We start from the raw sequence: 20,178 nt of genomic DNA, 5'->3' as shown, positions 1-20,178 counted from the left end.
CAGTACGGTACATGTAATAAAATGCGGGTGTGTTGGTTCATAGACTTTATAACGGCTTCTTCCCATTTTATCCTCTCCTTAAATTTTAACTTTCATATGCATTCCCAACGAGGACGTTGGGAACGAGTGAAATAGCAATCTTTCCAAGCGCCGCTGCCATTTTTGGATCAGTATTCGTCGATGCCCACTGAGATGCGGCTTGTATTGTTCCCGTCGCCCACTGCACTTCACCCGCTGTCCCAGCCACTCCGTTTAACGCCTGTGTCAAAGAACCATCCGCAGGGTTAAAACTCTTCTCGATTCCTTGTCTACCATCCATCAGATTCACTTGTGAACTGTATAATGTATATCCTATTGTTGCCATCTATTTCTCCTTAGTTATATTTACGTATTGCCGAAGCTTCAAAGATAATGATCATCACATAAACAAAAAGTGGAAGCCAAAAAAAATAAAAATTTCCTTTTTCATTTTTTTCAATTAATGCATTAAATGCTTCTTTCCCTTTAGCATAAGGTACGACGATTTTGCCGTCTCTCTCTATCTCTGCTATCCACACACTGCCGTGTGCGAGTCGAAACCATTTGATCGTCACAGGATACGAGAGGTCTCGATTCAATATGCCGTCTTTATCCTCATACCAACTGACAATGCCACTAAAATATTGATATTGTCCTTGAATATGGATATTGGAACCGTCAGATTTTACAAGCCCTAAATCAAACTGTCGTTTAGCGTATTTTAGATATTTGAGTGTTCCGCTATCAGTTCTGAGTTCTTGATAGGATGGAAACTTTGTAGAATAGTCGTCATAATCAATTTTTGCTGACAATCCGCCTATAATTAACCAACCCGGCAAGATAATAAAACCAAATGCCCGTAAGGCATGAGGCCAAGAGCCTTTATGTTTTATCGTCCACATCCCCCACATTGCTTTTGGTACATACGGTATCCATCCGAATAAAATATTCATCAGCCATTTTAAAAAGTTCATTTATGCTACTCTCCTTGTATTTTTGAAGTTTAGATTTTTTATCATTTTCTGCATTCTTCCACCCCTCTATGCTGCAATCTCAACGCTTCTGCCTCATAGGCGTGTTGTATCATCTCAGATTTTAATGTCAATTCTCTCTCCAATCCCTCTAGTTTTACACTCACTTCACTCACAGCATCCGCTTCACCCTGTTCTCTGAGTCTCTGAGTCATTGTGATTTTAGATCGGGTCTCATTGAGTGCTTCGGTTTCATTTTTACTCAGTTGTGCGAGACGCTCTAAGTGTTGTTGTTTGGTTTGGGTATTGGCATCGAATTCCCGTTTGGCTAGAGAGTACTCTTCGTTTATTCGATCCAGTTCCAGATGCAGACGTGTGGATTCATTGTTGTATTTGAACCCTTCGAAAAGATTCCATCGGATACTAAGTCCTGCATTCCAGCTGTTGGGTTTGATATCTTGAAAGGCGTTGTAAGCATTGTGCATATCAGAACCATAGAGGTAATAATTGGAGTAAAGGGATAGGACTGGGAGTTGGGTACGGTTGTTGAGAGAGATTTCGGCATTTTTTTGCTCAATCTTCTCTCTGTATTGGCGAGCTTGGGAGTTCTCTTCGAAACTGCCGATGTGGATATTTTTGGTAGTTAGAGGGAGCAGTTGGGTTGATTTTAGATCAAGCTCTACATGAGAGAGTTTGGTGAGTGCTATGAGGTTCTCTTCATAGTTCATTTGAGCACGCTCTATATCCCTCTCCAGATCGATAAGACGTATTGCTTCATCCCCTACCGATACACGGGATTCTTTACCGGCTGTATAGAGACGTTGTTTGAGCGTATAGAGTTCTTGACGCAAGGTGTGCATTTGAGCTTTATAGTGTTGTTCACTTTGAGTCTTTTGGGTGAGTTCGGCTAGGAGGCGGTATCTCATTTTTACCTCCAACAAGGTCAAACCCTATTTTTGATAGATTATAACGAAATACATTTTAAATCCAAAGCTGAATCTACCCGCATGCACGGCTGATTCGTTCTAGTATTCTCAATTGTCATCACGTATGACCATAGGAAATCCTTTAGGGCTTGATACGAGATTTAGAATACAATATAGATGCTGAATCAAGTTCAGCATGACGACTTTAATAACAAACTCTCTAAGAATGATAAGTACCGATAGGGTAAAATAAAGATACATAAGTCACAGATTAGAGAGGTTTAGAATGAGCAAGAAACTGCGAGGATTGTTTGATTATGAGTACCAGTTTGAACTAAATCTTTGCAAAAATTTTCAATAGTATTTGTATGATGCTTATAGAAAAATGGTCTCAGAAATAAAGCAAAAAAGAGGTTTAAAGTTGTACGGCGAGTCTATACAGACTCCACCGTCTTGTAAGGATTTATTCTATAACTGCGAGGATTTGACCCGCTTCAACTTTATCATTTACATTCACATTAACAGATTTCAATACACCCGAATGAGATGCAAAAATATCAATCTCCATTTTCATCGCTTCTAAAATCATAATCTTATCACCTGCAGAAATCGGTGCACCCGCTTGCGCAACCAATTTAAAGACAGAACCCGGAATTTCAGAACGGATAGGATGACCGCTTACTGCTTCAGAAGAAGCTGCTACAGGTGCTGATTGAGCTATTGCATTAGCTGAAACGGATTGGACATTAACATTCCCTTCCATAATTTGAACATTATATTGTTTTCCATCAACGATTACCGTGTAGTTACCATTTGCCATTATAAAACCTCCCTTATTTTCGCCACTATTTTGGCCATTTTTTCGTACATTTACAGTTGCTTCCCCTTTGAGAAATGCAATCCCTTTAACATCACATGATGCGGCGATGAAAATATTTTCATCACTCACTTCAATCCCCTCATCTTCTAATTGTTTGGTCCAATAAGCAATTGATTTTTTCTCATCACGATCAGCAATATCAATAGCATGATCCGTTGTCGGCTCAAGACTGAGCTGTTCATGAGCAATACGAATAACTTCAGAATCAGGTGATGTTGGTGTTTTACCGAAGTAACCCAAAACCATTTTACCATACCCTGGTGCAATCTTTTTCCATGGACCCATGAGGACGTTATTGAGTGCTTGTTGGAAATAAAACTGTGAAACTGGAGTTACAGATGTACCGTATCCCCCTTTTTCAACTACTTCACGCATTGCATGGATTACTTCCGGATAACGTTCCAACATATTGTTATCACGCATCATTTGAGTATTAGCAGTCAACGCACCACCCGGCATCGGTGAAAATGGGATTAGAGGCGAAACTTGTGTCGCTTCTGGTGGGAGAAAATAATCTTTTAAACAACCTTGTAAAACATCTTCATATTTAAGGATTTTTTCGAGATCAAGACCACCGAGATCGAAATTTTTCCCTTTAACGGCATGAAGCATTGTCAAAATATCAGGCTGAGATGTCCCCCCGCTCACAGGAGCTGCTGCCATATCGATACCATCAACACCAGCATCCAATGCAGCAAGATAACACGCAACACTTACACCCGCTGTTTCATGGGTATGGAGACGTAAATGGGTCCCTTCAGGGACTAATTTACGTGCCATTTTTAGGGTTTCATATACTTTTTGTGGACTGGAAGTTCCACTAGCATCTTTAAAACAAATAGAGCTATAAGGGATGCCTGAATCCAAAATATCGCGTAAAGTTTTCTCATAAAAAGCGACATCATGAGCACCAACACATTTAGGAGGAAGATCCATCATTGTGACGACTACTTCATGTTTTAACCCATGGTGAGCAATACGTTCAGCCGAATATTTTAGATTATTAATATCATTTAAGGCATCAAAATTACGAATAGTCGTTGTGCCGTGCTTTTTAAACATTTTTGCATGCAAGTCGATCATTTCACGGCTTCCGGTATCAAGCATAACCGTATTAACCCCACGTGCGAGGGTTTGTAAATTTGCATCGGGTCCAACAATGGCGCGGAAACGATCCATCATATCAAATGCATTTTCATTCAAATAGAAAAAAAGGCTTTGGAAACGGGCACCGCCCCCAAATTCGAAATGGGTAATACCCGCTTCTTTTGCCGCTTCGACTGCTGGAAAGAAATCTTCCATCAACACCCGACCGCCAAAAACAGATTGAAAACCGTCACGAAATGTCGTGTCCATTACGTCAATGTATTTTTTTGCCATAGGTCCTACTTTTTTTTGTTGTGGAATTGTAGCCCTAAAAGCTTTATTAGAACTAAGAAAAAAGGGTATTTTTTTGACAAAAATGTAGTGTTATAAGTAAAAGAAATAAGTTAATAGGAGATGGTTGTGCAGTTAAACAACGGCAATAACGGAATAAAAGAGACCTTTTACTCCGTTGAAATAATTTAAAATTTAAATTATAAAAATATTTATGAATTAACCGCCATATCGTGAAGTTTTGCTTTGTATGCTTCGAGGTCGAACTCTTTTACACGTGCAACACCATCTTCGATAGCCGCTTGAGCAACCGCAGATGAGACCCATACCATAAGACGTTTATCAAACGGTGATGGGATAATGTATTCAGGACCAAAGGTCATGTCGGTACGGTTATGCGCTGCTTGTACATAATCCGGTGTTGCCTCTTTTGCCAACGCTGCGAGGGCACGAGATGCTGCCATTTTCATATTTTCGGTAATTTTAGTTGCGCGAACATCTAATGCACCACGGAAAATGAATGGAAAACCAAGAACATTGTTTACTTGGTTAGCAAAATCACTACGACCTGTACCGATAATCAAATCATCACGAACCGCTTTTGCAAGATCAGGCATGATTTCAGGAGTTGGGTTAGCACATGCAAAAATAATCGGGTTTGGAGCCATTGAACGAACCATATCTTGCGTAATTTGCTCAGGTCCTGAGAGACCCAAGATCATATCAGCACCTTGTGCCGCATCTGCTGGCGTACGATCATTTGTTTCAAACGCAAACATTGCTTTTTGTTTGTTCAAATCGGTACGTCCAGAGTGGATAACCCCTTTTGAATCCAACATCGTAATGTTTTTAACACCCAAAGCTTTGTACATTGTTGCACACGCGATACCACTTGCACCTGCACCGATTACGACGACTTTAAGATCTTCAGCATTTTTACCACTCATTTCAAGTGCATTAATAAGACCAGCTGTAGTAATAACCGCTGTACCGTGTTGATCGTCATGGAAAACAGGGACGTTACAAATCTCTTTCAAGCGCTCTTCAATTTCAAAACATTGTGGTGCAGCGATATCTTCAAGGTTGATTCCACCGAATGTATCGGCAATGGCTGCTACCGTTGCAATGATTGATTCTGTATCGTGAACGTTTAGTTCAATATCAACAGCATCTACTTTTGCAAACGATTTGAAAAGGACACATTTTCCTTCCATGACCGGTTTACCTGCTAGATGACCGATATCGCCAAGACCCAAAACAGCAGTACCATCAGAGATAACGGCTACCAAGTTACCTTTATTGGTATAGTCGTATGCAGTATCGATATCTTTTTCGATTTCCAAACACGGGTAAGCAACTCCAGGACTATATGCCATAGAGAGTTCATCAACTGTATCACATGGTTTTGTAATCAAAGTACCAATTTTTCCATTAGTATCAAATTTGTTTCGCGCGATATGATAATCTAAAGACGCTTGTTCAAAAGTAGCCATGTTTTTTCTCCGTGAGTTTTCTTTTATGGTAAGAACTTTACACTATATCTCATAAAGCCAGATCACTTTTTGTAATTATCAAGCAATAAATTCAAAAAATGTTGCATTTTTGTAACACTTAATACTTTTTAGTGCCAAATATGTGTAATATTGTAACATATTTTTCAACTGTATTTTTTTTATAAATAGTGTTACAATTCGGCATAAAATATAGGGAGCTAGTTATATGGATCTTAATAAAATCGGGTACGGTGAAAATCCGGATAAAGTAAAAGCAATTATCGAAATTGCATGTGGTTCAAACATTAAATACGAAGTTGAAAAAGAGAGCGGTGCTTTAGTACTTGATCGCGTAATGCACTCAGCAATGTATTATCCTGCTAACTACGGCTTTGTTAACAAAACACTTTCGCAAGACGGTGATCCGGCAGATATTTTGATTTTAACCGAATATCCTATGGTTGAGGGATGTGTGACAAACTGCCGCCTTGTCGGTGTATTAATTATGGAAGATGAGAGCGGTATTGATGAAAAATTACTTGCCGTTCCAACCTCTAAAATCGATCCTACGTTTGAAGAGATTCAAGACCTTGGGGACATTCCAAAACATACATTGGCAAAAATCAAAAACTTCTTTGAAACCTATAAAATGCTTGAACCTGGCAAATGGGTAAAAGTAAAAGGGTTTGAAGATAAAGCATCCGCAACCAAAATCCTTGAAGATGCTATTAAAAATTATAAAGAGTAAGGTACGATGATCGATTTCTCTTCTCCTGAATTTTTCTCATATGCCATTTTCGGTGTTATCTTGAATTTTATCTTCTCGATGGCATTTGGTGTCTATTTGAGTAATAATATCGGTATAGAAGAGATGATGCTGACCAAAGGTGCTAAAGAGCAACCTTGGTGGCTTACCCTCTCACTTGCCATCCCATTTGCAAAAATGGTAATTACACTATACCGTGTAGCTATTTTGCAATTTTATTTTCTTAATCAGGGAAAATCGCATAAAGAGTTTTGGATTTATCTCACTTCTGAAGACTAATCCGAAACTTCTATCATATTTTTAATATCAAATTTGCATCTTCTTTCTAAAAAAATAGTAGAAATGAAAATAACGTTTCTTTTTTACTCAAATACCATTTTAAACCTCTATTTTTTACTTAATTTTTACTTAATTACATCTCCAACCTTAAACTTAACAACAATTAATTAACATTATTAAATATTTTATACCCAAATAATCTTCTAATCTTAATGTCAGCTTTCCCACTCTATAGGCTCTAAGCGATGTTTTTCATTAGTTTTTCTTAACTAAATCATTTAAAATCTTCATCGCAGTATGCTAGGCTTATATATACCTTAAAATTTCATTACCAAAATAAGGAGGTATAAAATGATGAAATCACTTTCATTACTAGTTCTCTTTGTATGTGCATCATTAGCCGATAATACAAATGACACGATGAGCCCAAAGCAACTTCATGTATTGCAAACGGTTCGAAACGTTGCCAAAAATATTCCCGATAAAAATGGGAAAACCTATGAAAATATGGTTAGTGCTATCTGTTTAACCGAGAGTAGCGCCGGCAAAAATACAATCGGTGATTTTCATAATCATCGCTCGATTACCAAAGCATCATTGGGAGCAATGCAAATCCGTGTTTCAACTGCACGTCATGTTTCTCAAAATATTAAAGCTCTAAATTGGTTGAACAATCTAAGCGATATTCAACTCGCAGCACGACTTCTAGGTGATACTCAACTCTCCGCAAAAGTAGCAACCTATTATCTAGTTTTGTTGCATAACAGCCGTGGAAACTCTTTTAATGCGATAAGCGGCTATAACGGCGGAATGGTCAATCATACATACTATAATAAAATTATGTACAATAGTGCCGTCGTGGCTCAACTCGTTTCTTCAGGAAAACTCTCTTAGAATAAGCTATAATATCCCATATTTAATGGGAGAGCATGATAATGAATGATGAAAAACTCAAACTGATTCTTGCCGGATTAGGCGGATTAATTTTTAGCCTAATTTTCATATTACTTGCTTTTGTACTTCCTCTTAAAGACACAAGTGTTAATCAAGAATTACAAGCAAAACACACTCTTGAAAAGATTTCTCAAGGGATTAAAGATGGAAAATTTCGTCCTCCCCCTGATGAAAAAGGAACTTCTCAAGAACCGAAAGAAAAAGAATAAAACGTCTTGCAATGAAACACACTAATCATTATGATTCACTTGCTGAAAAATTTAATGACTTATGGCAATTCTCTTCTGAATACAAAGATTTTGTTAATCAGTATATTCATTATACACTTGAGCTGAATTCTAATGATACTCTTGTGGATATTGGTGGAGGGACAGGGACATTTACACAACGTTTAGCACAAGAAGCAGGTTTAACAAAAGCGTATTGCGTTGAGCCATCTCCAAAAATGTGTTGTGAAGCATCTCTTTTAGATGGAATCGAAGCTATCTGCACCGATGCCGAGGGTTTCATCGCGCATCATCTCTCCTACACAAAAATGCTTTTTAAAGAGGTTATTCATCATCTAGCGGAGCGTTCGCACTTATGGGAACAAGTGTATCAACAACTTCCACTCCAAGGGAAACTGCTTATAATCACACGCCCGCAAGAGGTTGAATTTCCATTTTGGCAAAAAGCCAAAGATGCATTTAAGTCTCATCAGCCACCATTCTCTCTTCTGCAAAAGGAACTGGAACACGCAGGTTTTAGAGTCAATATTTTAAGCGATGCCCATACCTTTCAACTCTCCAAAGAGGATTGGTTTACTATGCTACGTTATCGATTCATGTCAGATTTAAGTGACTTTAGCGATGAAGAGATCGACGAGGGGATTAAAGAGATTGATTTGCTCTATTCAGACGCTTATTTAGAGATAAAAGATTATCTCCTTTTTATTACGGCAACAAAATAACTCTATGATTTCATCAGCTACCAATACCAAACTCTCCTTGCTCATCCCCAATACCAACAAAGTATTAAACGAAATTCTCAAACACGCAACCCCTGAGCAGTTAAGTGATCTCAAAGAGCATAAAGATATTAAAACATTTCTTTCCTCATTGTTTAATGATAAAATCAATAACACAAAATCAGATGCCCTCCTCCTCGATCTTCTCAAAAACAACCCTTCATTTAAAACGATGGGGAACTTTACCGATAATCTCAAATCACTTTTAGACAATCTTAAATCAGACCCTCAACTTGCTAAAAAAGGAGAAAAGCTTGAAACATTTATCCAATCAGCATCGACACTCAATTCTCCTCTACTCAAAGAGAAAATATCCCATTCAGGGGTATTCATGGAATCCAAAATAGCCTCTTTGGGTACTAATCCAACTCCTGAATCTTTAAGAGAGATAGAGCGTGATGTTAAATCTCAGCTCTTGCATCTAAGTGACGACCTAAAAGGGGATGATTCCCCACAATCTGCACAACTTCAAACCAAAATTGATAATCTTATTACTCAAATCGACTATCATCAACTTCAATCCCATCTCAATGCCTCCAATTCTCTCTATTTTCCATTTGCATGGGATGGGCTTGAAAAAGGTTCTCTCTCTTCTAAAAAAGGGAAAAGTGGAAAGTTTTATTGTGAAATAAATCTTACCCTCAAAGAGTATGGAGATATTGATCTTATGATGGCGCTGTATGAGCAAAATAATCTCGATATTCAGATTCATACCGAGAAACCTGAACTTAAAAAAGTTTTAAAAGAGAACCTTTCTTCCCTCAAATCTCTCCTTCAAGAAGCAGAATTGGTTTTACGTAATATTCGAATTGTTGAGAACAAAGAGATACTTACCCCTGTATCAAATGCCTATAATCAAAATGATGGAGATAACTACACCGGATTTGAGGTTACGGTATGAAAAAAGCAGTTGCGCTTCGATACGATACGACCAAAGAAAACGCACCAAAAGTAGTTGCAAAAGGGAAAGGTGAGAGTGCAGAAAGTATCATCAAGATAGCTGAGCTTCATAATCTCCCCATTCAAAAAAATGAAGATCTCGTCGAATTACTCAGTAAAGTTGAAATCGACCATGAAATCCCTGAAAAACTTTACGTTGCAGTAGCGGAAGTTTTTAAGTTTCTCTATAATGTTACCCGCACATCGCCAAAAAACTAGGATAATCTATGTCACGACTCACTTTTATACTCTCTTTCATTTTTACGTTTATCTATGCCTCAGAACATCCTATTGCACAAAAAGCAGAACAGCTTATCCCCTCTGTAGTCAAAGTAAAAATACAACGTAACGATACAATTTATGAAGAAACTGAACTCATCCAAAGTGACTCAGGGGGATCAGGATTTGTGATTGATGAGGATCACCATATTCTTACCAATGAACATGTCATTAAAGATGGGAAAAAAATATTTATCATTGATCATAATAATACTGAGCACATCGCAACACTCGTCGCTAAAGATGAAAAATCCGATATAGCTATTTTAAGTGTCCCTAGCTTTCATGCACCAAAACTTCCTATTTCTGCAGAGTCAAACCTCTCGATAGGGGATGATGTTTTTGTTATCGGAGCACCTTATTCACTCACTTCCAGTGTCACTGTCGGGATAATCAGTGCACTTAAACGCTCACTGCACAACTATCCCTATCACTATTTTATTCAAACCGATGCGGCAATCAATCCCGGAAATTCAGGGGGACCATTATTCAATACACAAGGAGAAGTTATCGGGATCGCTGCTATGACATTTTCCCGATCCGGAAATTATACTAATATCGGTTTTGCTATTCCTATAGAGGATGCTCTCTCCATCACACAAACACTCCTTAAAGAAAAGAATATACTACGAGGCTATATGGGTGCAACACTTCTTATTTCTGACAAGGTTTCACGCCGTATAGGACATCCATATTCATGTCTTATTACCTCCGTAGAGAAAAATAGCCCGGCAGAGGTGGCAGGACTTCGTGTAGGAGATAGCATTCTAGGGGTCAACAACGAAAAATTCACCGATCATGAAATGCTTCATCGATTCCTCTATCGTTCTCATCCCAATGATTTACTCACCCTTAACTATATACGGAATAAAAAAATATTATCGACAACGCTTACTCTAGGATCAGCAACCCCATCTCAAGAAAAAGAGAACAACATCGGAAGGGGTGACAAAGCTGAAAAACTAGGTTTTATTGTTAATGAAAATTCTGAGGGGCTTATTATCAGTTATAGTTATGGAAATGCCAAAACAGCAGGTTTTATAAGCGGAGACACTATTGTCTCTCTCAATACATTCCCTATTAAAACTATCAAAGAGTTCAATACTCAGCTCTCAAAACTGGGAGAAAACGATCTTGGATTTATCACCATTCGCCGCAACAAAGAGTCTGCACTCTTGCCCATTGGTTCTAAAACAGCACTGCAAGCGTATGCTACAAACAATTAACACACTAGGATAATGAATCATGTTGAACACAACAAATAATCGCTTTTGGGAGACAAAATCTCTCAAAGAACTGAGCAAAGAAGAGTGGGAGATGCTGTGTGATGGGTGCGGATTATGCTGTCTGCACCGTTTACAAGGTGAAGAAGAGGATGCTCCTATCCTCACCACCAGAGTTGTATGCCGATGCTATGATTTACAAAACGGTGGATGCAGTAACTATCCAGAACGGTTCAAACTCGTCGAAGAGTGTACGCAACTCACTATTGATCGTGCGGCTGAATTTGATTGGCTCCCACCCACCTGCGCCTATCGTTTACGCTATCACAACCAACCACTCCCCTCATGGCATCCTCTTAACAGTGGAATACAAAGCAGTGTAAAACCGTATAGTGTATTTTCATTATCGCCAGTTCTTGAAACAGAAAATATTGATTTAGAAGATTTTTTAATATCCTAAAGGAGAATTTTAATCTTTTAGAAGCATAATAGTGTACTAGTATATAAAAGGATTACTTATATGACTGTATTAATCGTAGATGATAGTAAAATCATCCGTATGCTCTTAACCAATGTTTTAACAAATTTTTTAGGTGGACACAATATTTTTTTGGAAGCGGAAAACGGCGCCGTTGCTATGCAATATATGGAAAATCATAAAGTTGATTTAATGATGCTCGATTGGAATATGCCCGTTATGAGTGGCGAGGCCGTAGTCGATGCAGTTCGTTCCAATCCTAAGTATAAAAATACCCGTATTATTATGGCTACAACAGAAGGTGGAAGAGAAGATGTCCTGAGAATGATTAAAAAAGGGGTGAACGGTTATCTCGTAAAGCCTTTTAAAGAGCCCAATATCATTAAAGCAGTGGAAGCGTTACGGATACGTTAACCTTTAATATTTTTATACCGATACATCGCCTTGTCGGCGGCATTAAGGACAAGATGAAATTCTGAACCTACTTCAAATTCTGCAATACCATACGAAAAGCTAATTTTAAAACTTTCCCCTTCAACCATAAATGATTTATTCTCGCAATCATCAATAATTAATTCAATAGTCGTATTAACATCAACAATATTTTCATCGGTATCAAAGACAACGATAAATTCATCGCCACCATAACGAACTACTTTACCTCCTGTTTCTTGGAGCCTTTTAGCGACATGCATTAACACTTTGTCTCCAACAATATGTCCATAATTATCATTTATAATTTTGAATTTGTTGAGATCAATAATTGCAATCACACCACGTTGACGCATTAAAAGCTTATCGTTATTTAGAAATGTATCTTCAAGCCATTTGCGATTATAACTTTTCGTCAGAGAGTCTTCATAAATAATTTTAGTAAGTTCTGCCATATCAATTTTGAGTTTTTGGGTCTCTTTGATTACCTCTTGAAGTTTAGCAATGTCTTGGGTTTCCATCGCTTCTAAAGCATTATCTGCACAATTGCTTAAAGTGACAATATGGTGCACCATTTTTTCATCCAACATCTCTGAAGTCAATAACTCCTCAGGATGAAGTTCAAGGGCATAATGTTGGGCGATATGGCTATACAGCTTCCCATAACTTGCCGGTAATACAACCTTCATAGTACCGATTCTCTTTTTTATCTCTTCGGTAACTTGGATATGCTTATCGTATAAATTTTTCATATTTATGAACTCAATTTTTTATGAACTTAACTATATTAGTTGCATTATAACTTTTTTTTCGCATAAATAGAGATGATATTTGTCTATTTTTCAGCAATAGAGTATCCCATTTTAGTTCAGAACAATGATTTCGGTTCAATCGGCAAGTTTGTAGATTAAACGTCCTGCATATTCCATATAGAGACTTTTTTTACGGTTGTCTATGATTTGTGGATTAGATGCAATATATCGATCCACCAATTTATCCAAATCATCTTCATTATAATGTTCCATCAACATCTGCTCCATTGCCGCCATTTTAGCAATAATCTCATCAAACTCAAATCGTACCAAATCAGCACTCAACTGTTTGTGGATATCCCAATACTTCGATTCGGGTGTCCCTCCGAAAATATCATCTTCATCTTCAAAAAGTGCTTCGTATGATGCCATCATTTCTCTCCTAGTTTTAATGAAGCAATTGTAATCGATTTTTTTGTAACGTTAGTATCTTTTTTATGTTTATTGGATATTTCTAAGGATAATAACATTTATCGCCACTCTTCCAATAATTTCACTCAAATATACATTACTGCAAACAAAAGAACATTTTCAACCTACCAAAAAATCTAAATACATGTAATAATCTTCTATTAAACACCCTATAAAAGAGAATTTATGAAAATCGCTGTATCCGCATGTTTACTAGGAGAAAAAATCCGTTATGACGGAGGGGATAAACATAACCGTTTTATTACTGATGAGCTGGGTCAATTTGCTGAGTTCATCCCCTTTTGTCCGGAACACTTAGCCTTTGGCACTCCACGTCCCTCAATCCGTCTCATCGACATCAACTCAGAAATCAAAATATACTCCAATAAAAATGGTGATGATCTCACTGTACAACTCGAAAAAAGAAGTCAAGAGGAGATGAAAAAACTCCAATCAGAAAAACTATGCGGTATTATTTTTAAATCAAAATCACCGAGTTGTGGATTAAAAAGTAGCAAACTGTATCTCGATAACGGTATGCTCAAGGGGAAAGTAGCTGGTATTTTTGCACATATGTGCCGTAATAATTATCCCCTTTTGCCAATGGAAGAAGAGGGACGATTAGAAGATATGTGGTTAAGAGAAAATTTCATAATGGAAATTTTTGCCTATAATGCAATCGAAAAGCTAAAAGAGAGCAATCCATCTCTCAACGATTTAGTTAAGTTTCATACGATCAATAAGTTCATGCTCCAAGCCAAAAATGAAAAGCTTTACCGTTATCTTGGTAACCTCGTAGGGAATAATAACAATTATCCCTTTGAAAAAATGTTGGAGACGTATGAAATTGGCTTTAAAATGGCTATCTCTACCAAAAGTTCCATAAAACGTACCCGTAATGTACTCGAGCACCTTGCAGGTTTTTTCAAAAAAGTACTCGATAAAAATGAGAAAGAGATACTCCATACGCAAATCAATGATTATTCAGCTAAAATTCTCCCCCTGATTGTCCCTGTCTCAACCATTCTTCTCTATGCACATAAATACGACATTACCTATCTTCTCGATCAAACATTTTTAAATCCCTATCCAAAAACCTTTGCTCTACGTTCCCACATAAGCAGTGGAAAGTAGTCATTACAAGAATAAATAATATTTTAAAATAGCATTTAATTATGTTTAAGTTTTTTTAGATACGCTTTTAGTGAATGGATAATCATTCATAATAATTCAATCATAAGTGAGAAAGAACAATGTTAGAACACTATAGTATCAAAACACGTTTAACAGGTTTAATCTTTCTTGTAGTAGGTATGCTCGGATTATTGAGTATTATTGTGTTAAGTGAGCTGAAAACTGAGTTAATGAATTCAAAAGAGACGATGCTTAAAACTCAAATTGACAATGTTGAATCACTGATAGCACATTATGCAAAAGAAGCTGATGAGGGAAGAATGACTCAAGAAGTTGCACAAAATACGGCAAAAGAGTCTATAAAACATTTACGTTATAACGGTGAAGAATACTTTTTTATCCTCGATACACATATTCGCGGTATCATGCATCCAATCAAACCAAAGCTCGACGGAACTGATCTTTCACAAATTAAAGATCCTAATGGTGTAAAACTTTTTGCCGAATTCGGTAAAGTTACCGAAGAAAAAGGGGAAGGTTTCGTAGAATATATGTGGAATAAACCTGGTTCTGAGAAACCATATCCAAAACTTTCGTTTGTTCGATTATACAAACCTTGGGGATGGATTATCGGTTCGGGTGTTTATATTGACGATGTTGATAATGAATTTCGAATTGTTGCTATTAAAACATTTATGTGGATAGGAATATTACTAAGTATTATCATTGTATTGACGATAGCGATTCGCCGCTCAATCGTAATAAAACTAGCTGATATGCAAGCAATGGCTAAAGAACTCGCAAGTGGTGAGGGAGATTTAACTAAACGACTCCAAATAACGGGAAATGACGAAGCAGCTCAAACAGCTTCTTCTATTAACAGTTTTATCGATACTACACAAAAGATTATGCAAAAGGTAAGAGTCTCTTCCCATGAAAGCGGCTCTATTGCTGCTGAACTCTCCTCAACAACTCTCTCTATCGGCAAAGCCATGGAAGAAGAATCAAAAATTGTCAATCAAACAACCACCGAATCGGATCGTATGAAAGAGGCAATGAAAGCATCTGCGCTAGAAGCTCAAAGTGTCCGAACCAAAGCATTACATACGCGTGAAAATCTCCAAAATGCACAATCAGCTCTCTACAATACCATAGACCAACTTAGTGTTACTGTTCAGATTGAAGGGGAGATCAATCAACGTCTCAACTCCCTCTCCCAAGAAGCATCTCAAGTGAAACAAGTCCTCACCGTTATCGCCGATATCGCCGATCAAACTAATCTCCTTGCTCTTAATGCCGCTATCGAAGCGGCACGCGCAGGTGAACACGGTCGCGGTTTTGCCGTGGTTGCCGATGAAGTGCGTAAACTCGCTGAACGTACCCAAAAAAGTCTCGTAGAGACCAATGCTACGGTTAATGTCATCGTCCAATCGATCAATGACATCACCGATCAGATGAACAACAATACCAAACGGATAGAGAGTTTGGTTAATGCATCCGAAGAGGTCAACGATCATACAAAAACCGCGGTTAGTGCTCTCGCCGATACGGTTCAAGCCATCGAAAAACTCTCTAACGATGCCCAAACCAATGCCGCAACTACCGAATCGATTATTAACAAAATTAGCGACATTAATGAGCTTACAACCTCTAATGCCCGTAGTGTTGAAGAGATTGCTGCGGCGGCAGAACACCTCCATCAAATGACGGAGCAACTTACCAATCAGATTTCTGTATTTAAAACGTAATCATCTTTAAAAAAACTCATTTTTGCCGATATAGAGTTAACCCCGTCAAAGGAGGTATAAAATGGATCCGATTAACAGTGCTCCGAGCTTAGATGCTCAAATCTACGCGATGAAAAAAGCGATAGATGTCCAAGGTCAGGGAGTCATGAAAGTTTTAGAAAGCGCAGCGCCCTCTAATACCTCAACAGGCTCTAGTGTCACCGGACTAGGACAAACACTCGATATCAGAGCTTAAGCCACATTTTGGCTTGAGTTTTTACCCTAAACTTTTCATCCTATACTTTTTACACTTATTTTTGAGGATATTTTTGTGTTACGCTCCCTTCATACTTCGCTCCAACCTAGAATTATCTCTTATTATAAAAAACACGGCTTTAATAAAGAAGATTTTTTTGCTGATACTATCGCAGGTCTTGCCGTCGCGATTGTCGCACTTCCTTTGGCTATGGCTATCGCCATCGCCTCTAATCTCCCTCCTGAGCGTGGTTTATTTACCGCTATTGTTGCAGGATTTTTAATCTCGGCACACGGTGGTAGCCGTTACCAAATCGGAGGGCCAACCGCCGCGTTTATCGTCACCGTAGCGATGGTTGCCATGAAACACGGTTATGACGGGCTTGTTCTTGCCACCATTATGGCAGGGGGAATTTTAATGTTGATGGCATTTTTTCGTGCCGGAGAGATGATTAAATTTATCCCTTACCCCGTCATCGTCGGGTTTACTTCAGGGATTGCTCTTTTAATTGCATTTTCACAGATTCGTGATTTTTTCGGTCTTACCATTACCACTATTCCACCCGATTTTATCCATAAACTCACCGTATATATAGAGCATCTGCAAACAACTAACCCTTTTGCTATTCTTGTAGCGCTTGCCTCGGTCGCTATCATCCTCTTAGCAAAACGTTTTATCCCTAAAATCCCCGGTCCCATCATCGTCGTCGTTTTATCAGGATTTGCGGTTTGGGCATTTAATATTCCGGTTGAAACTATCGAAACCCGTTTTGGAGCTATCCCCTCGATGCTCCCTACCCCTACGTGGCCTGAAATAACGTTTGAAAAGTTACGATTACTTTTGCCCGATGCTATTACCATCGCTACCCTCGCCGCCATCGAATCACTCCTCTCTGCCGTCGTTGCCGATGGAATGACCGGAACCAAACATAAATCAAATGCTGAACTATTGGGTCAAGGAATTGCCAATATCGCCTCAGGAATATTTGGAGGCCTTCCTGCAACCGGTGCAATTGCGCGAACCGCAACCAATATCAAAGCCGGAGCACGCTCACCCCTTGCAGGAATGATGCATGCCCTTTGGCTCTTTGTGTTTATGTTTTTTTTAGCACCGCTTATTATTAAAATACCGTTAGCCGCATTAGCCGCGATATTGATGATTGTCGCATGGAATATGTCGGAGATAAAACATGTCCGTGAAATCATGTATGCCCCAAGAAGTGACCGTGTTGTCCTCATCCTTACCTTTTTACTGACCGTATTAGTTGATCTAAATTTCGCTATCCAAGCGGGAATTGCACTCGCTTCGATCCTTTTTATTGATCAAATGATGAAACAAACCCAAATACGTTCAGTCGATACCGAAGAAGATGATCCAGACTCTATTCAAAACAAATCGATTCCAAAAGGGGTTGAAGTCTACGAAATTCAAGGTCCTCTCTTTTTCGGAGTCGCTGAAAAACTGCTTGATACTCTACTACTCTTTGAAAAACCATCAAAAATTTTCATTTTACGGATGCGTTATGTCCCACTTATCGATGCGGCAGGGCTTCATGCTCTTGAAGTTCTCCATGAACGATTAAGTCATAAAGATACTGTATTGATCCTCTCAGGAGTCAATCCTCATGTCCGTCAGCTATTGCAGAAAGCCAATCTCATAACCATAATCGGTGAAGAAAAAATTGTCGATCATATTGACAAAGCACTTATTGTAACGCGAGAAATTTTAGAAAACATTAAGTAAGCGGCAAAGGTTTCCCCGTGTAATATCCCTGGGAAAACTCTATCCCCATGTGTTTGATAGTATCAAAGATTTCTTCATCACAGACAAATTCTGCTATTGTACTCGCTCCCATTTTTTCTGCAAATTGGACAATCGTTTCCACGATAATCCTATGACGCTTATTATTCACAATCCCTCGGATCAGCGAACCGTCGATTTTAATATAATCAACATTGAGCCGTAAGATATGTTCAAAATTGGAATATCCCGTCCCGAAATCATCAATAGCGATCTTAGCTCCCAATGCTCTTACTTGCGTGGCAAAACGGATCACTGATTCATAATTTTCGATCCCATCGGATTCAAGAATTTCAAAAACAATACGGTTAGCTGTTTCAGTATTAATAATTGTATTAACAATATTTTGAACCGTATAAGGGTTGTCAATATCATCGATTGAGAGATTAACCGAAAATTCTTCCGTACGCTTGGCAAAAATGTTGCACGCTTGATGGACAACAGTTTGAGTGATTTGTGGATACAACTGCATCTTTTTCGCAATCGGTAAAAACTCCATCGGAGGAACGATATTTCCCTCTTCATCGACCATTCGCACCAATGTCTCATATTTATAGACTTTATTATCTTCAATATGTACGATAGGCTGGTAATAGCAGATAATTCGCCCATCACTCAACGCTTTATGCACTGCAGATGCCATTTGAATATTTTTTTGGTATTTATCTTCGATATTATCGGCTACTTCATACAATGCATACGGTAATTTTTTCTCTTTCGCAATATGGAGTGCGATATCAGCACGGGTTAAAAGCTTTTCAACACCAAAGGCGATTCCAACACGGAAATGGACCTTAATTTTTTCCCCGCCGACAGTAAATACCAATCGATCCATATCATTCAAAATATTATCGATTACCTCTTTAAGAGCAGATGCCGAAATTGTTTTATAAAATAAAATAGCAAATTCATCCCCTCCGATTCGATACGTCGGTGTCCACATTTTTTTAGATTCGTTGGCAAGTTGTATTAAGAGCTTATCGGCATTCACAATACCAAAAAAATCGTTAATCTCCCGAAAACTGTCAATATTAAAAATTGCACATCCGACTGGGGGGGTTTCTTCCATATCTTCAAGCATCTTTTGACGATTCGGCAATCCGGTGAGGTGATCGAAATGGGTAAAATAGCTTGCTCTTTCATTCGCAATTTTCTCTACCGTATTATCGATAATGTACCCTTTGATACTCATCGGGACATTAGACTCCTTATGATACTCAACCACTGTAAAATCTTTAATCCAAAGAAAAGTTCCATCTTCTCTAATAATCCGATACTCTTGAATAAACATAGAGGTTTTATCGGAAAAAAATTCATTAACTTCGGTTACGATTCTCACTATATCATCAGGATGAATGAAATTAGAAAAACTCGTTGAGCCACTCATTAATTGTTCATGACTAATACCTAAAATCATCTCAACGTTGGAGGAAACATACCGTATTGGCCATCCCTCATCGGCACTCCATTCAAATACCACAACCGGCCCACTCTCAATAAGACGTTGCGTCATCTCCTTTTCGAGCTCTAAGCGTTTTTGTACAGTGATATCCCGACCGCTTCCGATAACCCCTATCAATGTTCCATCCGCACCAAATAAAGGAGCTTTATGAACATCCAAATAGACCAATTCCCCCCGAATGTTCCCATACTCTTCAAAGCGCATCGATCTCATATTAGTAAGGACTATTTCATCCGAATTAAAACAAAGCTCACCGAAAGTATGCCACTGGGGATTTTCAGGATGTTTTTCCCTCTCACGCAATGCAAAATAAACATCTGTTTTCCCCAGTGGTTCATCCGTATTGTTCGCCATCAAAAGATTTTTACAAATCGACTGATTAGCAAAAAGGTAATGCCCTTTGATATCTTTTACCCATAGCATATCGGGAAGATGATCTGATATTAATTGTAAAAAATTATGTGGATAAGAGGAAAATGGCATTTGTGTTGAACCCGTGTATATTAGTTTACTTTATCAAAGATAATAACCTATTTCTTTTAAATATACAACAGA

The 20,178-nt window shown here is 38.2% G+C and carries 22 protein-coding genes; 14 read left to right on the top strand and 8 right to left on the bottom strand.

Features of this window, described 5'->3' with window-relative positions; translation table 11 throughout:
• Positions 1–85 precede the first annotated feature (85 nt).
• The 5 genes from PHC76_RS11420 to PHC76_RS11400 all read right to left on the bottom strand — a co-directional run bounded on the left by PHC76_RS11420 (position 86) and on the right by PHC76_RS11400 (position 5,665).
• Positions 86–364, bottom strand: a complete 279-nt coding sequence (locus PHC76_RS11420) for a hypothetical protein (RefSeq protein WP_299972085.1) — start codon at positions 362–364, stop codon at positions 86–88.
• 10 nt (positions 365–374) lie between these two features.
• Complete coding sequence (locus PHC76_RS11415; protein ID WP_299972084.1) at positions 375–992, bottom strand: hypothetical protein; 618 nt, start codon at positions 990–992, stop codon at positions 375–377.
• Positions 993–1,033: 41 nt separating this feature from the next.
• Complete coding sequence (locus tag PHC76_RS11410; protein WP_299972082.1) at positions 1,034–1,915, bottom strand: TolC family protein; 882 nt, start codon at positions 1,913–1,915, stop codon at positions 1,034–1,036.
• Positions 1,916–2,378: 463 nt separating this feature from the next.
• Positions 2,379–4,175 (bottom strand): biotin/lipoyl-containing protein, encoded by a 1,797-nt coding sequence (locus PHC76_RS11405; protein ID WP_299972080.1) that lies wholly within the window; start codon positions 4,173–4,175, stop codon positions 2,379–2,381.
• 209 nt (positions 4,176–4,384) lie between these two features.
• Positions 4,385–5,665, bottom strand: coding sequence for a malic enzyme-like NAD(P)-binding protein (locus PHC76_RS11400; protein WP_299972079.1), 1,281 nt, complete (start codon positions 5,663–5,665; stop codon positions 4,385–4,387).
• Between the two features lie 226 nt (positions 5,666–5,891).
• Here PHC76_RS11400 and ppa point away from each other — a divergent pair, with 226 nt between their 5' ends.
• The 10 genes from ppa to PHC76_RS11350 all read left to right on the top strand — a co-directional run bounded on the left by ppa (position 5,892) and on the right by PHC76_RS11350 (position 12,003).
• Positions 5,892–6,413, top strand: coding sequence for an inorganic diphosphatase (gene ppa / locus PHC76_RS11395; RefSeq protein WP_299972077.1), 522 nt, complete (start codon positions 5,892–5,894; stop codon positions 6,411–6,413).
• Positions 6,414–6,419: 6 nt separating this feature from the next.
• Complete coding sequence (locus PHC76_RS11390) at positions 6,420–6,710, top strand: hypothetical protein (protein WP_299972075.1); 291 nt, start codon at positions 6,420–6,422, stop codon at positions 6,708–6,710.
• 351 nt (positions 6,711–7,061) lie between these two features.
• Complete coding sequence (locus PHC76_RS11385) at positions 7,062–7,604, top strand: transglycosylase SLT domain-containing protein (protein ID WP_299972073.1); 543 nt, start codon at positions 7,062–7,064, stop codon at positions 7,602–7,604.
• Positions 7,605–7,645: 41 nt separating this feature from the next.
• Entirely contained in the window at positions 7,646–7,873 is a 228-nt protein-coding gene (locus PHC76_RS11380) for a hypothetical protein (RefSeq protein WP_299972071.1), read from the top strand.
• A gap of 11 nt (positions 7,874–7,884) precedes the next feature.
• A complete protein-coding gene (locus tag PHC76_RS11375) occupies positions 7,885–8,613 on the top strand; it encodes a class I SAM-dependent methyltransferase (protein WP_299972070.1) in 729 nt (242 codons plus the stop codon).
• 4 nt (positions 8,614–8,617) lie between these two features.
• Positions 8,618–9,571 carry a flagellar hook-length control protein FliK gene (locus tag PHC76_RS11370; protein ID WP_299972068.1) on the top strand — a complete coding sequence of 318 codons (954 nt, stop codon included), beginning with the start codon at positions 8,618–8,620 and terminating at the stop codon, positions 9,569–9,571.
• On the top strand, positions 9,568–9,828 hold the full coding sequence (locus tag PHC76_RS11365; protein ID WP_299972067.1) for an EscU/YscU/HrcU family type III secretion system export apparatus switch protein: 261 nt from the start codon (positions 9,568–9,570) through the stop codon (positions 9,826–9,828). Before PHC76_RS11370 ends, PHC76_RS11365 begins: the two co-directional genes overlap by 4 nt.
• An 8-nt stretch (positions 9,829–9,836) precedes the next feature.
• On the top strand, positions 9,837–11,114 hold the full coding sequence (locus PHC76_RS11360; RefSeq protein ID WP_299972065.1) for a trypsin-like peptidase domain-containing protein: 1,278 nt from the start codon (positions 9,837–9,839) through the stop codon (positions 11,112–11,114).
• 19 nt (positions 11,115–11,133) lie between these two features.
• Complete coding sequence (locus PHC76_RS11355; RefSeq protein WP_299972063.1) at positions 11,134–11,571, top strand: YcgN family cysteine cluster protein; 438 nt, start codon at positions 11,134–11,136, stop codon at positions 11,569–11,571.
• A gap of 60 nt (positions 11,572–11,631) precedes the next feature.
• Positions 11,632–12,003, top strand: coding sequence for a response regulator (locus PHC76_RS11350; protein ID WP_299972062.1), 372 nt, complete (start codon positions 11,632–11,634; stop codon positions 12,001–12,003).
• On the opposite strand, the gene PHC76_RS11345 is transcribed toward PHC76_RS11350, so the two are convergent.
• Both PHC76_RS11345 and PHC76_RS11340 read right to left on the bottom strand, forming a co-directional pair.
• Positions 12,000–12,773, bottom strand: coding sequence for a GGDEF domain-containing protein (locus PHC76_RS11345; RefSeq protein WP_299972061.1), 774 nt, complete (start codon positions 12,771–12,773; stop codon positions 12,000–12,002). The two genes, PHC76_RS11350 and PHC76_RS11345, sit on opposite strands and share 4 nt — an antisense overlap.
• Positions 12,774–12,908: 135 nt before the next feature.
• Positions 12,909–13,205 carry a DUF2018 family protein gene (locus PHC76_RS11340; RefSeq protein WP_300210077.1) on the bottom strand — a complete coding sequence of 99 codons (297 nt, stop codon included), beginning with the start codon at positions 13,203–13,205 and terminating at the stop codon, positions 12,909–12,911.
• 225 nt (positions 13,206–13,430) lie between these two features.
• Here PHC76_RS11340 and PHC76_RS11335 point away from each other — a divergent pair, with 225 nt between their 5' ends.
• From PHC76_RS11335 to PHC76_RS11320, 4 genes are all read left to right on the top strand, one after another.
• Positions 13,431–14,378, top strand: coding sequence for a DUF523 and DUF1722 domain-containing protein (locus PHC76_RS11335; protein ID WP_299972058.1), 948 nt, complete (start codon positions 13,431–13,433; stop codon positions 14,376–14,378).
• Between the two features lie 119 nt (positions 14,379–14,497).
• Positions 14,498–16,126, top strand: coding sequence for a methyl-accepting chemotaxis protein (locus PHC76_RS11330; RefSeq protein ID WP_299972056.1), 1,629 nt, complete (start codon positions 14,498–14,500; stop codon positions 16,124–16,126).
• A gap of 61 nt (positions 16,127–16,187) precedes the next feature.
• A complete protein-coding gene (locus PHC76_RS11325; protein ID WP_299972055.1) occupies positions 16,188–16,361 on the top strand; it encodes a hypothetical protein in 174 nt (57 codons plus the stop codon).
• 75 nt (positions 16,362–16,436) lie between these two features.
• Positions 16,437–18,104, top strand: coding sequence for a SulP family inorganic anion transporter (locus PHC76_RS11320; protein ID WP_299972053.1), 1,668 nt, complete (start codon positions 16,437–16,439; stop codon positions 18,102–18,104).
• On the opposite strand, the gene PHC76_RS11315 is transcribed toward PHC76_RS11320, so the two are convergent.
• Positions 18,097–20,106: an EAL domain-containing protein gene (locus PHC76_RS11315; RefSeq protein ID WP_299972051.1), complete on the bottom strand. Its 2,010-nt coding sequence runs from the start codon at positions 20,104–20,106 to the stop codon at positions 18,097–18,099. The two genes, PHC76_RS11320 and PHC76_RS11315, sit on opposite strands and share 8 nt — an antisense overlap.
• Between the last annotated feature and the right edge of the window lie 72 nt (positions 20,107–20,178).

This window comes from Sulfuricurvum sp. (assembly GCF_028710345.1).
GTDB lineage: Bacteria > Campylobacterota > Campylobacteria > Campylobacterales > Sulfurimonadaceae > Sulfuricurvum.
Note: the sequence above shows the minus strand (reverse complement) of the source record. Positions and strands in the feature narration are given on the sequence as shown.